This window comes from Pseudomonas sp. ASL8, from assembly GCF_056680355.1.
This window is the reverse complement of record NZ_CM155278.1, coordinates 3,080,677-3,093,623: the sequence shown is the minus strand read 5'-3', so window position 1 is coordinate 3,093,623 and position 12,947 is coordinate 3,080,677. Positions and strand designations below refer to the sequence as shown.

At 58.7% G+C, this 12,947-nt stretch carries 11 protein-coding genes and 4 tRNA genes; 6 read left to right on the top strand and 9 right to left on the bottom strand.

What is annotated here, in order from left to right; genetic code table 11:
• Positions 1–120: 120 nt before the first annotated feature.
• Entirely contained in the window at positions 121–744 is a 624-nt protein-coding gene (locus tag AC1MEA_RS14205) for a glutathione S-transferase family protein (RefSeq protein WP_480416526.1), read from the bottom strand.
• 259 nt (positions 745–1,003) lie between these two features.
• Here AC1MEA_RS14205 and AC1MEA_RS14200 point away from each other — a divergent pair, with 259 nt between their 5' ends.
• Positions 1,004–3,451: an acyl-CoA dehydrogenase gene (locus AC1MEA_RS14200; RefSeq protein WP_480416525.1), complete on the top strand. Its 2,448-nt coding sequence runs from the start codon at positions 1,004–1,006 to the stop codon at positions 3,449–3,451.
• Positions 3,452–3,525: 74 nt separating this feature from the next.
• Complete coding sequence (locus AC1MEA_RS14195; RefSeq protein WP_449633711.1) at positions 3,526–3,936, top strand: PA2817 family protein; 411 nt, start codon at positions 3,526–3,528, stop codon at positions 3,934–3,936.
• A 130-nt stretch (positions 3,937–4,066) separates the two neighbouring features.
• On the opposite strand, the gene AC1MEA_RS14190 is transcribed toward AC1MEA_RS14195, so the two are convergent.
• From AC1MEA_RS14190 to AC1MEA_RS14175, 4 genes are all read right to left on the bottom strand, one after another.
• Positions 4,067–4,142 (bottom strand) — tRNA-Gly (locus AC1MEA_RS14190).
• A 3-nt stretch (positions 4,143–4,145) separates the two neighbouring features.
• Positions 4,146–4,221, bottom strand: a tRNA-Glu gene (locus AC1MEA_RS14185).
• A gap of 101 nt (positions 4,222–4,322) precedes the next feature.
• Positions 4,323–4,398: transfer RNA gene (locus AC1MEA_RS14180), tRNA-Gly, on the bottom strand.
• A 2-nt stretch (positions 4,399–4,400) separates the two neighbouring features.
• Positions 4,401–4,476 (bottom strand) — tRNA-Glu (locus AC1MEA_RS14175).
• A 265-nt stretch (positions 4,477–4,741) separates the two neighbouring features.
• Between AC1MEA_RS14175 and AC1MEA_RS14170 the strand changes: the two genes are divergently transcribed.
• Entirely contained in the window at positions 4,742–5,512 is a 771-nt protein-coding gene (locus tag AC1MEA_RS14170) for a hypothetical protein (RefSeq protein WP_480416524.1), read from the top strand.
• Between the two features lie 82 nt (positions 5,513–5,594).
• Here the strand turns inward: AC1MEA_RS14170 and AC1MEA_RS14165 are convergent, their stop codons facing one another.
• Together AC1MEA_RS14165 and AC1MEA_RS14160 are read right to left on the bottom strand one after the other, a co-directional pair.
• Positions 5,595–6,080 carry a GAF domain-containing protein gene (locus AC1MEA_RS14165; protein WP_480416523.1) on the bottom strand — a complete coding sequence of 162 codons (486 nt, stop codon included), beginning with the start codon at positions 6,078–6,080 and terminating at the stop codon, positions 5,595–5,597.
• Positions 6,077–6,967 (bottom strand): ATP-binding protein, encoded by an 891-nt coding sequence (locus tag AC1MEA_RS14160; protein ID WP_449633708.1) that lies wholly within the window; start codon positions 6,965–6,967, stop codon positions 6,077–6,079. Before AC1MEA_RS14160 ends, AC1MEA_RS14165 begins: the two co-directional genes overlap by 4 nt.
• Before the next feature lie 86 nt (positions 6,968–7,053).
• Here AC1MEA_RS14160 and AC1MEA_RS14155 point away from each other — a divergent pair, with 86 nt between their 5' ends.
• Positions 7,054–9,384 carry a response regulator gene (locus AC1MEA_RS14155; RefSeq protein ID WP_480416522.1) on the top strand — a complete coding sequence of 777 codons (2,331 nt, stop codon included), beginning with the start codon at positions 7,054–7,056 and terminating at the stop codon, positions 9,382–9,384.
• A gap of 18 nt (positions 9,385–9,402) precedes the next feature.
• Here AC1MEA_RS14155 and AC1MEA_RS14150 read toward each other — a convergent pair whose 3' ends face one another.
• Complete coding sequence (locus AC1MEA_RS14150; protein WP_449633706.1) at positions 9,403–9,885, bottom strand: glutathione peroxidase; 483 nt, start codon at positions 9,883–9,885, stop codon at positions 9,403–9,405.
• A gap of 112 nt (positions 9,886–9,997) precedes the next feature.
• Positions 9,998–10,393, bottom strand: a complete 396-nt coding sequence (gene msrB / locus AC1MEA_RS14145) for a peptide-methionine (R)-S-oxide reductase MsrB (RefSeq protein WP_322180891.1) — start codon at positions 10,391–10,393, stop codon at positions 9,998–10,000.
• A 192-nt stretch (positions 10,394–10,585) separates the two neighbouring features.
• Here msrB and AC1MEA_RS14140 point away from each other — a divergent pair, with 192 nt between their 5' ends.
• Positions 10,586–11,797, top strand: a complete 1,212-nt coding sequence (locus AC1MEA_RS14140) for a pyridoxal phosphate-dependent aminotransferase (RefSeq protein ID WP_323565997.1) — start codon at positions 10,586–10,588, stop codon at positions 11,795–11,797.
• Between the two features lie 230 nt (positions 11,798–12,027).
• Complete coding sequence (gene htpX / locus AC1MEA_RS14135) at positions 12,028–12,918, top strand: protease HtpX (protein WP_449633705.1); 891 nt, start codon at positions 12,028–12,030, stop codon at positions 12,916–12,918.
• The last annotated feature ends 29 nt before the right edge of the window (positions 12,919–12,947 follow it).

Sequence of the window (12,947 nt, the reverse complement as noted above, 5' to 3'; positions counted from 1 at the left end):
ACCAAGAAGGGGGAAGGAAGAATAAATAAGGTCGAGCGCAATCAATAACAACTGCGGCCAACCGGACAATGGTGCTTGGCAACGCCGCGCAAGTACAGCGACATGTGTTGATAGTCAGTATTAACTCAACGCGGTCATCACTGCTTTCTGATAGGCCGGCCGCGCTTTCAAGCGCTCATACCACGCTTGAAGATGGTGCATCGCCGGGCGTTCAATCGGCATCTCGAACCAGGCATATATAAAGCTGCCCAAGGGAATGTCGCCCATCCCCAACGCCTCTCCGGACAGGTACGGCTGTTTGGCCAATGCGTCGTCGACCACGATCAACAACGCCTGGCACGTTTTGATTGCACCGTTGATCTGCACCCAGTCCTGCTGATCGGCCGGGGTGCGCAACACGCCCCAGAACACGGTCTTGAAGGGTTCGGCAAATGTTGAGGTGGTCCAGTCCATCCACTTGTCCGCCGACGCCCGCGCGGTCAGGCTGTCAGGGTACATGGCCGAGCCCGGCGCATAACGAGCGGCGAGGTAGCGCACGATGGCGTTGGACTCCCAGAGTACGAAGCCGTCATCCTCAATGACCGGAATCCGGCCATTGGGGTTCATCGCCCGGTATTCGGGTTGATCGACAATGCCAAATGCGCCACCGGCATCAATGGTTTCATACGGCACCGCAACCTCTTCTGCGCACCACAGCACCTTGCGCACGTTGGAAGAGTTTTTCCGCCCCCAGATTTTCAGCATGCCTTTCCCCTGTCAAACCTGTGATGACCCAATCGTGCATCAGTTTAATCCGAGCACGCCCCTCTAAATCCAGCTATCTATTATGGAGATTGATCGCCCGCATCGCGGGGTCGGAGCTGAAACCGCGCTCATGCCCGGCGAACTCCGCCACGGCTGGGTGGTCACTATCGATGCGCTCGCTGTTGTCGCCATCTTCACCTGATGCCGACTAAGCTCTTGATGGCGGATTTTTTGCCGCTGTCGTCACGGAGGATTACCTATGCTGTTGTTGTGGACACTGGTTCTGGTCGTCGGGGTTGCTTATCTGGCCCACCGACGCGTCGCACCCCTGCCCGCCCTGGGTGTGGTCGCTGTCTTTTTGCTGGCCATCGGCGCCTTCAGCCACGCGCCGGGCTGGCTGCTGGTGGTGTTCTGGGCGTTGTGGCTGGCAGTCGTAGTGCCTTTGGCTCTGCCAGACCTGCGCCGCAAGTACCTCACTGCGCGGTTGTTCTCATGGTTCAAGAAAACCTTGCCGCCTATGTCGCAGACCGAGCGCGATGCCATCGACGCGGGCACCGTCTGGTGGGACGGTGAACTGTTCAGCGGTCGCCCCGACTGGAATACGCTGCTGGCCTACCCCAAAGTCCAGCTCACAGAAGAAGAACAGGCGTTCCTCGACGGCCCGACCGAAGAGTTGTGCGCGATGGTCAGCGACTGGGAGATCGGCCAGTCAATGGACTTGCCGCCTGAAGCCTGGGAACACATCAAGCAGCACGGCTTTTTTGCCCTGATCATCCCCAAAGAATATGGCGGCAAAGGTTTCTCGGCCTACGCCCACTCCCAGGTGGCGATGAAACTGGCCACCCGCAGCGGCGACCTGGCGTCCACGGTCATGGTGCCCAACTCCCTCGGCCCTGCCGAACTGCTGCTGCATTACGGCACGGACGAACAACGCAATCACTACTTGCCACGCCTGGCACGCGGCGACGACATTCCATGTTTCGCCCTGACCGGCCCCTTGGCGGGCTCCGATGCCGGCGCGATGCCGGACACCGGGGTGATCTGCAAAAGCCAATGGCAGGGTGAAGAAGTCATCGGCCTGCGCCTGAACTGGGAGAAGCGCTACATCACCCTCGGTCCGGTCGCCACCTTGCTGGGCCTGGCGTTCAAGGCATTCGACCCTGAGCACCTGCTCGGCGACAAGGAAGACCTGGGCATCAGCCTCGCGCTGATCCCGACCGAGACCCCGGGTGTGGAAATCGGGCGCCGTCACCTGCCATTGGGCGCCGCGTTCATGAACGGCCCCAACAGCGGCAAGGATGTATTCATCCCCCTCGACCTCCTGATCGGTGGTCAGGACATGCTCGGCAAAGGCTGGATGATGCTGATGAACTGCCTGTCGGTGGGTCGTTCGATCTCCCTGCCGGCGGTCGGCACTGGCGCGGCCAAGTTCACCAGCCTGGTCACCGGGCAATATGCGCAGGTGCGTGAACAGTTCAATGTGCCGCTCTCGGCTTTCGAAGGCATTCAAGAAGCCCTGGCGCGGATCGGCGGCAACGCCTGGCTGATGGACAGCGCGCGGATGCTCACCGCCAACGCCGTGGACCTGGGGGAAAAACCCTCGGTGTTGTCGGCGATCCTTAAATATCACCTCACCGAACGTGGCCGTGAATGCATCAGCCACGCCATGGACGTGCACGGTGGCAAGGGCATCATCATGGGCCCGAACAACTACCTGGGCCGCAGTTGGCAAGGGGCACCCATTTTCATCACCGTGGAAGGTGCCAACATCCTTTCGCGCAACCTGATGATCTTCGGTCAGGGCGCAATTCGCTGCCATCCGTTCGTGCTCAAGGAAATGGCCCTCGCCAGCCGCGAGGATCAGGAACGCGCATTGGAGGAATTCGATGGCCTGCTGCTCAAGCACATCGGTTTCGCGGTCGGCAACGCGGCCAGCACCTTGATTCTCAACCTTGGCCTTGGACGTTTCGAGGCCGTACCGGGAGACAGCCTGAGCCAGGGTTACTTTCGCGCACTGAATCGCCAGGCCGCGGCTTTTGCCCTGCTGGCCGACTTGAGCATGATGCTCCTGGGCGGCGAGCTGAAACGTCGGGAACGGCTCTCCGCGCGCCTCGGCGATGTGTTGAGCCATCTGTACCTGGCCTCCGCCGCGCTCAAGCGTTACCACGACCTCGACTCACCCGAGCACATGCGCCCCCTGTTTCGCTGGGCCATGGAGGAAAGCCTTGGCGAGTCCGAGCGCGCACTGGATGAGCTGCTGAGCAACTTCCCGAGTCGGGTAATGGGTTGCCTGCTGCGTGCGGTGGTGTTCCCGTTCGGTCGCCGGCACACCGGCCCCTCGGATGCACTGGATGCAGAGGTCGCCGAAGTGATCGGTCGCGCCAAGGGTGATCCGACCCTGGAAGAACTGCTAGCTGGCTGCTATCGCCCGCAGTCGGCAGATGACCCGGTCGGCGCCCTGCAATACGCCAGTGACTTGCTGAAAGCCAGCCAACCGCTGCAACAAAAACTGCACCACGCGCTGAAAAGCGGCCAGCTGAAACCAGCGGCAGGTGAGCACGTTATCGATGCCGCCTTGAACGCCGGCGTATTGCTACCGGCCGAAGCACAAACGCTACGCGTAGCAGAGGCAGCGCGGCGCACAGTGATTGATGTCGATGATTTCACTAAAGAGGAACTCACGCTGGCCGAGGGCAAGACTCGCTAGTTGACCAGAGGTAAGACAGCGGGCGCACAGAGCTTTATACTCGTGCGCCCGTTTTTGCTTTAGAGGACTCCATCATGGCCGACGCCACGCTCGACCACCAACTTGCCCTGCTTGCGCACCTGCGCAGCATCCTGGTCGCCCTTGGCGAGGCCGAACAAGTTCCTGAAGAAAGCCATGAGCTGTTCATGGAGCGCTTCGACGAACTGGTCGCGCTATTGCCGCAAGACCCGATCGAAAGCCAATACCTGGGCCAGGAAATGCTCTGCCAGGTCATTCAGCGCTACCCGCAAATTGCCCACCTGGTCCCGCGCGACCTGTTGTGGTTCTTCGCTGGCGACTGCCTGCACTTCATGCCCGATGACGAGATCGACCTGTATCAGGCACTCGAAGAACGCCGCTACGAAGCCGAGCAGAATGAAGAACCGTTCGACTGGAATCAGGAAAAACAACTGATGGCGCTCTCGCTACAAGACAGCAAGCACTGATTGATCAGCCTTCACCTTTGAGCGTTCACCCACAATGAGCTGACGCGTAGTTACACGTCAGCTCCCGGGGCCACACCAAAAAACGCACACACAAAAACGCCGCTCAATGAGCGGCGTTTTTGTTTGTATATGGAGCGGGAAACGAGACTCGAACTCGCGACCCCGACCTTGGCAAGGTCGTGCTCTACCAACTGAGCTATTCCCGCAAATGGCGTCCCCTAGGGGACTCGAACCCCTGTTACCGCCGTGAAAGGGCGGTGTCCTAGGCCACTAGACGAAGGGGACGCTGCCCGAAACATACAAAGTATGTTCCAGTGTCCAAAACATGATCCTAAGACCCTGCCTTGGTTTCACCAGCCCTGCCCGAGAGCAAGACTGCTTAAAAATGGAGCGGGAAACGAGACTCGAACTCGCGACCCCGACCTTGGCAAGGTCGTGCTCTACCAACTGAGCTATTCCCGCAATGGCGTCCCCTAGGGGACTCGAACCCCTGTTACCGCCGTGAAAGGGCGGTGTCCTAGGCCACTAGACGAAGGGGACACACGTACAACTTCACTACTTATCTGCGTTTCGCTGTGTGCTTTACGCTGTAAGTGGCGCGCATTCTATGGATGCCGGGGCAAGTCGTCAACCCCCATCTATAAATATATCTAAATCAACGACTTCCCTACGCTTTGACAGCTGGCCCCGCGCGCATAGGCGCCTGATTTCCCACGCCGTTAGTTTGACGATCGACTGTTACACCTATCGGCAAAAAGGCTTAACCACTACACTCGACGCAAACTACCCGAATGAGGCTTCAACGGTGACACCACTCACAATCACCCTGCTGATAGTCGCTGGCATCGTCATTCTGATTGCCATCGGCTTCCTCAACCACGTCTCCGAAAACAACAAGCTGGAAAAGGCTCGCCTTAAGGTCGAGCTGACTGATCGCCTGCGCCGCTGCGGAGAGATCACCGAAACGTTCCCCGGCCAGTTGATGACGCCTGCTCTCAAGCAGCTGCTGACGCGCCTGGAACTCAACGTGAACCAGCGCCTGCTCGCGCTGAACAAGGGCAACAGCGCGCTCAAGGCACGTATAGATGAACTCGTAACACTGGTGAATCAGGGCAATGCGATCCCGATCAACAACCCACCCGGCCCAATCCTGACCGAAGCCAAGGCCAAGGACGTGCGCTTTCTATTAGAAGCCTTGCACGGCCAGGTGACCCGCGCCGCACACGATGGCTTCTTGCCAACCATCGAAGCCAAGTACTGGATCAAGGAAATCCGCAACATTCTGGTACTGGTGCACATTGAGTTCTTCAATAACCTGGGACAACAGGCGTTCTCCCAAGAGCAGCCCGGCCAGGCGCGACTGGCATTCGAACGCGGCGTGCAGTACCTGCGTAAACAGCCGGACCCAGTCGTTTATCAGGAACAACTCCGGTACATGGAGAGCATGCTGGCCCGCGCCAACTCAATGGTATTGACCAATACCGCGCCTGCCGAAGGCGAAGTAAACGAATTGACCGACGGATTGAAGACTGTCGAAGCAGACGGCGACTGGAAAAAGAAAGTCGTCTACGACTGAGACTCTGGCTGCAAAGCAGACAGGCGCAACGCCTGTCTGCCGATAAACTCATCGATTCTGCAATAGCCACACCATCAGACAATCAATTGCACGTGGTCAGCCTGAGGAAGATGGCGACCAACTGCTCCAGACCTGCTTGATCCTGCTCGGAGAAGCGCCCAACACTTGGGCTGTCCAGATCCAGCACCCCAATCAATCGCCCGTCCTTGACCAATGGCACGACCAGCTCGCTGTTCGATGCACTGTCACAGGCGATATGCCCGGCGAACGCGTGGACATCTTCGACCCGCTGAGTCTGACGGGTGGCCGCCGCCGCACCGCAAACGCCACGACCGAACGGGATTCGCACGCAGGCGATCTGCCCCTGAAAAGGCCCCAGCACCAACTCTTCGTTACGCGCCAAATAGAAGCCAGCCCAGTTCAGGTCATCGAGCTGACTGAACAAAAAGGCAGAAAACTGTGCGGCATTGGCAATGAAGTCACGCTCGTCCGCCAGCAGCGACTCCAACTGCGCGGCGAGCAAGCCGTAGCCATTCAGGCCAGCGCCGGTGTTTTGTAAATCGATCATGCTTGTTGCTCCAACAATTTTAGTCCTACCCAATAACGCGCAAATTGATAAGCACAACGACCGTTGCGATTGCCGCGCCCGGTCGCCCAACGGACCGCCGTAATATCCAGCGCCTCATCGCGCTGCCACTCAAGGCCCGACGCTGATGCCAATTGACCAATCCAGTGCTCGACCACGCTCAGAAAGTGTTCCTGAGTGAAGGGATAGAACGATAGCCACAGGCCAAAACGGTCAGACAAGGCAATCTTGTCTTCCACCGCCTCACTGGGGTGCAGCTCGCCGTCGACCCGCTGCCAGTTTTCGTTATCGCTTTCCTTCTCCGGCACCAGATGGCGACGGTTGGACGTGGCGTACAACAGCACGTTGTCCGGCGCCTGTTCGAGCGAACCGTCCAGCACGCTCTTGAGCACGCGGTAATCGCTCTCGCCCGCCTCGAACGACAGGTCATCGCAAAACAGCACGAAGCGCTGGGGCAATTTCTGCAACTGCTCCACCACGCGTGGCAGGTCGCCCAAGTGATCGCGCTCAATCTCGATCAGACGCAAACCACGCTGATGATTTTCAGCCAACAATGCACGGACCAGCGAAGACTTGCCGGTCCCTCGCGAGCCCCAGAGCAACGCATGGTTGGCGGGCAAGCCATCAATGAACTGCCGGGTATTGCGCGCCAGTTGATCGCGCTGTTTATCGACACCGATCAGGTCAGACAAGCGCGTGTCCAGGCTGACGTGGAGTGGCATCAAGTAACCACTGCGACCTTCCTGCACCCAACGCGCGGCCAGGGAGTGCGTCCAGTCGACGGGATGACGAGGTGCCGGCAATAGCGGCTCCAGACGGGCCAGTACCGCATCGGCGCGTTCGAGAAATGCATTTAACCGAGAGTCCACGGTGTCTCCTTAATTAAACTGAATAAAGGCAAGGCCTGATCGGCTATGATTTCCCGGCGAAGAAACACGAGGAATGGCTTTCCCCCATGGATATATCGTTCACCAACCGTCTGTCGTTCAAGCAAGCACGCCTGACAGTGCTGGTCGGTTTCGCGTTGGGAACTGTGCTTAGCCTGATTCAAATCACCCTCGATTATGCCAGCGAAGACGCCTCCATCGATCGCGAAATTCGCTCCCTGCTGGAAATCAGTCACAACCCCGCCTCGCGAATCGCTTACAACATTGACGCCGAACTCGCCCAGGAACTGACTCTGGGTTTGCTGCGCTCCCCCGCCATCATGGGTGCGAAGCTCAGCGACAACAATAATGTGGTGCTTGCCGACGTCGAACGTCCACGGGCGGAGAGTCGCTACCGGATGATCAGCGACTTTCTTTTTGGCGAAAGCCGCCAGTTCGAAGATATCCTGCACCTGAACCACATGCCCAACGACTCGATCGGCACCCTGCACCTGAATGTCGACACCTTTGCGTTTGGCAGCCACTTCCTCCAACGCGCCGAAATCACCCTGATCAACGGGTTTGCCCGCAGCCTGCTGCTGAGCGGCATCTTGCTGGCGATGTTTTATTTCACCCTGACCAAACCACTGGTGGGCGTGATCCGCGCACTGAGCCGCAGCGACCCGCACAGCCCGGAGCAGACCCGGTTGCCGTGCCCGCCATGTCATGAGCAAGACGAGATTGGTGTCCTGGTGCAGGTCGCCAATGAGCAGTTTGAAACCATCGCCAGCGAACTCGCCCAACGCCGGACGGCAGAAAACCGCCTCACCGAGCATATGAGCGAACTGGAAAACATCGTTTCAGCACGCACTACCGAACTCAAGGCCAGTAATACCCGGCTCAGCCAATCCAACGAGGAACTGCAGATAGCGCGCAGCACCGCTTTGGACATGGCCCAGGCGCGCTCAGCCTTCCTGGCCAACATGAGCCACGAAATCCGCACCCCGCTCAACGGCCTGCTGGGCATGCTCGCGCTGTCTCTGGACAGCCCCCTCAACGCCGAACAGCGCCAACAGCTGTCCATTGCGCATGACTCGGGCAAGGTTCTGGTGGAGTTGCTCAACGACATTCTTGACCTGTCGAAGTTCGATGCCGGCCAGCTGGAGCTTGAGCATATCCCGTTCGATCTGGGCGCTTTAATCGAGGACACCGCCAACCTGCTGTCGCAAAACGCAGCACCCAGCGTCGAGCTGACCTGCCTGATCGATCCGCACTTCCCGGCATTGGTACTCGGCGATCCCACCCGGGTTCGACAAATCGTCAGCAACCTGCTGTCCAACGCATTGAAATTCACCCGCCTTGGCCGCGTCGATGTGCGCCTGAGCACCCACGCTGACGGCGTCCGGATCGAGGTCCGGGACACCGGCATTGGCATCGCTCAGGACGCCCAGGCAAAAATCATTCAGCCGTTCATGCAGGCCGCAGCCGGCATCACCCGACAGTTCGGCGGCACCGGTCTTGGGCTGGCACTGACCCACAATCTATGCGGTGCCATGAAGGGCTATCTGAGCATTGAGTCCCAAGTCGGCTTCGGCAGCCAGTTCTGCGCCGAGCTACCCCTGCCCAGCTACGCCCCGGCGCCGGTGTTCGCACCGCTCAAAGGGCAAGTGATTGTCGTCAGTCCTGCAAGCAGCGGCCTGGCGGAATTGCTGAGCAGCCTGCTGCCCAGCTGGGGCATCGCGTACCGGCGCTATGGTATCGGAGACAGCCTTTACGGCCTTGAGCCCGACCTGCTGATCACCGACTGTCCGGAATGCCTGTTTGGCCTGCGTCCCGCGATCAAAGCACCGATCCTGCTGATCACGGCGTATGGCAACTTCATGCCCAGCGACCAGGTCATGGCCCTCGAGCCCCTGCAACAACAGGCCCGCCCGCTGGCACGCAATGCGCTGTACCAGACCTTGCGACGGGCGCTGCACACAGACGAACCCGACCATCGCGAGCTATTGCTCGGGGATCAGGCAACAGCGCGCAGAGCGCGAATCCTGCTGGTCGAAGACAACCCGGTCAATCAACTGGTGGCCAAGGGCATCCTCAGCAAACTTGGCTGCGACGTGGTCGTCAGCGGGCACGGCGCCGATGCGCTCGAACGGCTTGAGCATCAGACCTTCGATCTGGTACTGATGGACTGCAACATGCCGGTGATGGATGGCTATGAAGCCAGTCGGCAGATTCGCCAGTCCGGACGCTGGCAACAGTTGCCGATCATTGCTTTGACGGCCAACGCCATGCCCGAAGAACGCGAACACTGTCGCGCGGCGGGCATGAGCGACTACCTGGCCAAGCCCTTCCGCCGCGAAGAACTGATCAGCCTGCTGGACAAGTGGCTGCCCGTTGTTCTTGGCGAAGCCCCCTTGTAGGTGCCGGCTTGCCTGCGCTTAAAGCAACGCTTCGATTTCGCTGGAGAGGTCCTCTGGCTTGGTCAGGGGTGCAAAGCGCTTGACCAGCTTGCCGTCCTTGCCAATCAGAAACTTGGTGAAATTCCACTTGATGCGTTTCGAGCCCAGCAGGCCCGGCGCCTGTTTTTTCAACTGGACGAATAAGGGGTGGGCGTTACTGCCATTGACGTCGACTTTCTTGAACAGCGGAAAGCTGACCCCGAAATTCAATTCACAAAACTCGGAAATAGCCCCTTCATTCCCCGGTTCCTGATGACCGAACTGATTGCAGGGGAAGCCCAGCACCACCAGCCCCCGGTCTTTGTAACGCTGCCAAAGCTGTTCCAGGCCTTTGTATTGGGGGGTGAAACCGCATTTGCTCGCAGTGTTGACCACCAATACGGCCTTGCCAGCAAAATCTGCCAACGTCTTTTGCTCGCCCTTGATGGTCGTGCACGGGATGGACAGTAGATTTTCGCTCATGGCAAAGCCCTCAAAGGCTGGAGTGTGGGGGAAACATAGTGCGCAATTAAATTGCGCGCAATTTAATTCACCTCATCAATATCACAGCATAGGCAAATAGCCCGGCGGCGCGTTACTCCCGAGGCACCAGGTCCAGGCACACCGAGTTGATGCAATAACGCAGACCCGTCGGCGGCGGGCCATCAGGGAACACATGACCCAAATGGGCATCGCATTTAGCGCAGACCACTTCGGTGCGGATCATGCCGTGGGTCATGTCGCGAATTTCGACGACCGCACTGCCCTCAAGGGGCGCGTAGAAACTTGGCCAGCCGCAGCCTGAGTCGAACTTGGTCGAAGAATCGAACAACGCCTCGTTGCAGCACACGCAGTGATAGACCCCAGCGGTCTTGGTGCTGTTGTACTTCCCGGAAAAGGGCCGTTCGGTCGCTTTCAGGCGACACACGTTGTACTGCTCCGGATCGAGCATCGCTTGCCATTCTTCACGGGTTTTTTCCAACTTTTCCACGGGTACACCTCCACATCTTAAAAAGCCCGATCTGTATCTTTTCCGCTGATCAGGCGGCACGTATCATTGCGCCTCGTTAGACGTCAGTCTGGCATCCGAGTTTCGCGCATACAAATCCATTTTCATGGCGCTATGCCCGGCAATCCAGGCTATGTGAATACAGTGGATCGTCCATTTTCGGGATCAATCACCATGCAGGTCAGCAAATCGAACAAGCTCGCCAACGTCTGTTATGACATTCGCGGCCCAGTGCTCAAGCACGCCAAACGCCTGGAAGAGGAAGGCCATCGCATCCTCAAGCTGAATATCGGCAATCCCGCGCCATTTGGTTTCGAAGCGCCGGACGAAATCCTTCAGGACGTCATCCGCAATCTGCCGACCGCACAGGGCTACAGCGACTCCAAAGGCCTGTTCAGTGCACGCAAGGCCGTCATGCAGTACTACCAGCAAAAGCAGGTAGAAGGTGTCGGCATTGAAGACATCTATCTGGGCAATGGCGTCTCCGAGCTGATCGTGATGTCGCTGCAGGCCCTGCTCAACAATGGCGATGAAGTGCTGATCCCGGCACCCGATTACCCGTTGTGGACTGCCGCCGTGTGCCTCGCAGGCGGTAGCCCGGTTCATTACCTGTGCGATGAACAGGCTTATTGGTGGCCTGACCTGCAAGACATCAAGGCCAAGATCACACCGAACACTAAAGCCATGGTGATCATCAACCCGAATAACCCGACCGGCGCGGTCTACCCCAAAGAAGTGCTGATGGGCATGCTGGAACTGGCGCGCCAACACAATCTGGTGGTGTTCTCCGACGAGATCTACGACAAGATCCTTTACGACGACGCCGTACACATCTGTACCGCTTCGCTGGCGCCAGACCTGCTCTGCCTGACGTTCAACGGCCTGTCCAAGTCGTACCGCGTCGCGGGCTTCCGTTCAGGCTGGGTTGCCATTTCCGGACCCAAGCACAACGCCCATAGTTACATCGAAGGCATCGACATGCTGGCCAACATGCGCCTGTGTGCCAACGTGCCGAGCCAGCACGCGATCCAGACCGCACTGGGCGGCTACCAGAGCATCAACGACCTGGTGCTGCCACAGGGTCGCCTGCTGGAGCAGCGTAACCGGACCTGGGAACTGCTCAACGACATTCCCGGTGTCAGCTGCGTCAAACCGATGGGCGCGCTGTACGCCTTCCCGAGGATCGACCCGAAAGTCTGCCCGATCCACAACGATGAGAAGTTCGTTCTCGATCTGCTCCTGTCGGAAAAGCTCCTGGTGGTTCAGGGCACAGCCTTCAACTGGCCATGGCCGGACCATTTCCGCGTGGTGACCCTGCCGCGTGTCGACGACCTGGATCAGGCGATTGGCCGCATCGGCAACTTCCTCAAGACCTATCGCCAGTAAGCTAACGATTCACGCTCTGCCTCGCGCGACCTGAACGGGCCACGCCGCCAGCCCACGTGGCTTTCCGCGCCCCAGGGACCCTGGATCGCACAGGTGTGGGCTATGCTGAACGGGCAGGGGAAACAGACAGATGACACAGTTTGAAATAGTCCCCCTGTTGAATAGCCGCGTGCATCCCCTTATATACCCCGCATCACGTTACATACTTTCATGAGGAGAACGTTTCAACCATGATGCGCATTTTGCTGTTCTTGGCCACTAACCTGGCGGTCGTGCTGATTGCCAGCATCACGCTGAGCCTTTTTGGCTTCAACGGGTTCATGGCGGCCAATGGGGTTGATCTGAACCTCACTCAGCTGCTGGTTTTCTGCGCAGTATTCGGTTTCGCCGGCTCGCTGTTCTCGCTGTTCATCTCCAAGTGGATGGCGAAGATGAGCACCAGCACCCAGATCATTTCCCAGCCACGCACTCGCCATGAACAATGGCTGTTGCAAACCGTTGAGCAGTTGGCCCGTGAAGCCGGGATCAAGATGCCTGAAGTCGGCATCTTCCCGGCCTATGAAGCCAACGCCTTCGCCACGGGCTGGAACAAGAACGACGCACTGGTCGCCGTCAGCCAGGGTTTGCTGGAGCGTTTTTCGCCCGACGAAGTAAAAGCAGTCCTGGCGCACGAAATCGGCCACGTTGCCAACGGCGACATGGTGACCCTGGCGCTGGTACAAGGCGTGGTGAACACCTTCGTCATGTTTTTCGCGCGGATCATCGGCAACTTCGTCGACAAGGTGATCTTCAAGAACGAACAGGGCCAGGGCATGGCCTATTACATCGCGACTATCTTTGCCGAGCTGGTATTGGGCTTTTTGGCCAGCACCATCGTCATGTGGTTCTCGCGTAAACGCGAATACCGGGCGGACGAAGCCGGTGCACGCCTGGCAGGCACCAGCGCCATGATCGGCGCCCTGCAGCGCCTGCGCTCTGAACAAGGCGTGCCGGTGCAAATGCCGGACAGCCTGACAGCCTTCGGCATCAACGGCGGCGTTCTCAAGCACGGCCTGGCGGGTCTGTTCATGAGCCACCCGGCACTGGAAGATCGTATCGAGGCGCTCCGTCGTCGTGGCTGATAAGCTTCAGGCAGTGTTACGAGAGGGCG

Excerpts from the sequence above, each read along its gene's own strand:
- AC1MEA_RS14205 (WP_480416526.1), bottom strand. The coding sequence starts at position 744 with ATGCTGAAAATCTGGGGGCGGAAAAACTCTTCCAACGTGCGCAAGGTG.
- AC1MEA_RS14200 (WP_480416525.1), top strand. The coding sequence starts at position 1,004 with ATGCTGTTGTTGTGGACACTGGTTCTGGTCGTCGGGGTTGCTTATCTG.
- AC1MEA_RS14195 (WP_449633711.1), top strand. The coding sequence starts at position 3,526 with ATGGCCGACGCCACGCTCGACCACCAACTTGCCCTGCTTGCGCACCTG.
- AC1MEA_RS14165 (WP_480416523.1), bottom strand. The coding sequence starts at position 6,080 with ATGATCGATTTACAAAACACCGGCGCTGGCCTGAATGGCTACGGCTTG.
- AC1MEA_RS14155 (WP_480416522.1), top strand. The coding sequence starts at position 7,054 with ATGGATATATCGTTCACCAACCGTCTGTCGTTCAAGCAAGCACGCCTG.
- AC1MEA_RS14150 (WP_449633706.1), bottom strand. The coding sequence starts at position 9,885 with ATGAGCGAAAATCTACTGTCCATCCCGTGCACGACCATCAAGGGCGAG.
- AC1MEA_RS14140 (WP_323565997.1), top strand. The coding sequence starts at position 10,586 with ATGCAGGTCAGCAAATCGAACAAGCTCGCCAACGTCTGTTATGACATT.
- htpX (WP_449633705.1), top strand. The coding sequence starts at position 12,028 with ATGATGCGCATTTTGCTGTTCTTGGCCACTAACCTGGCGGTCGTGCTG.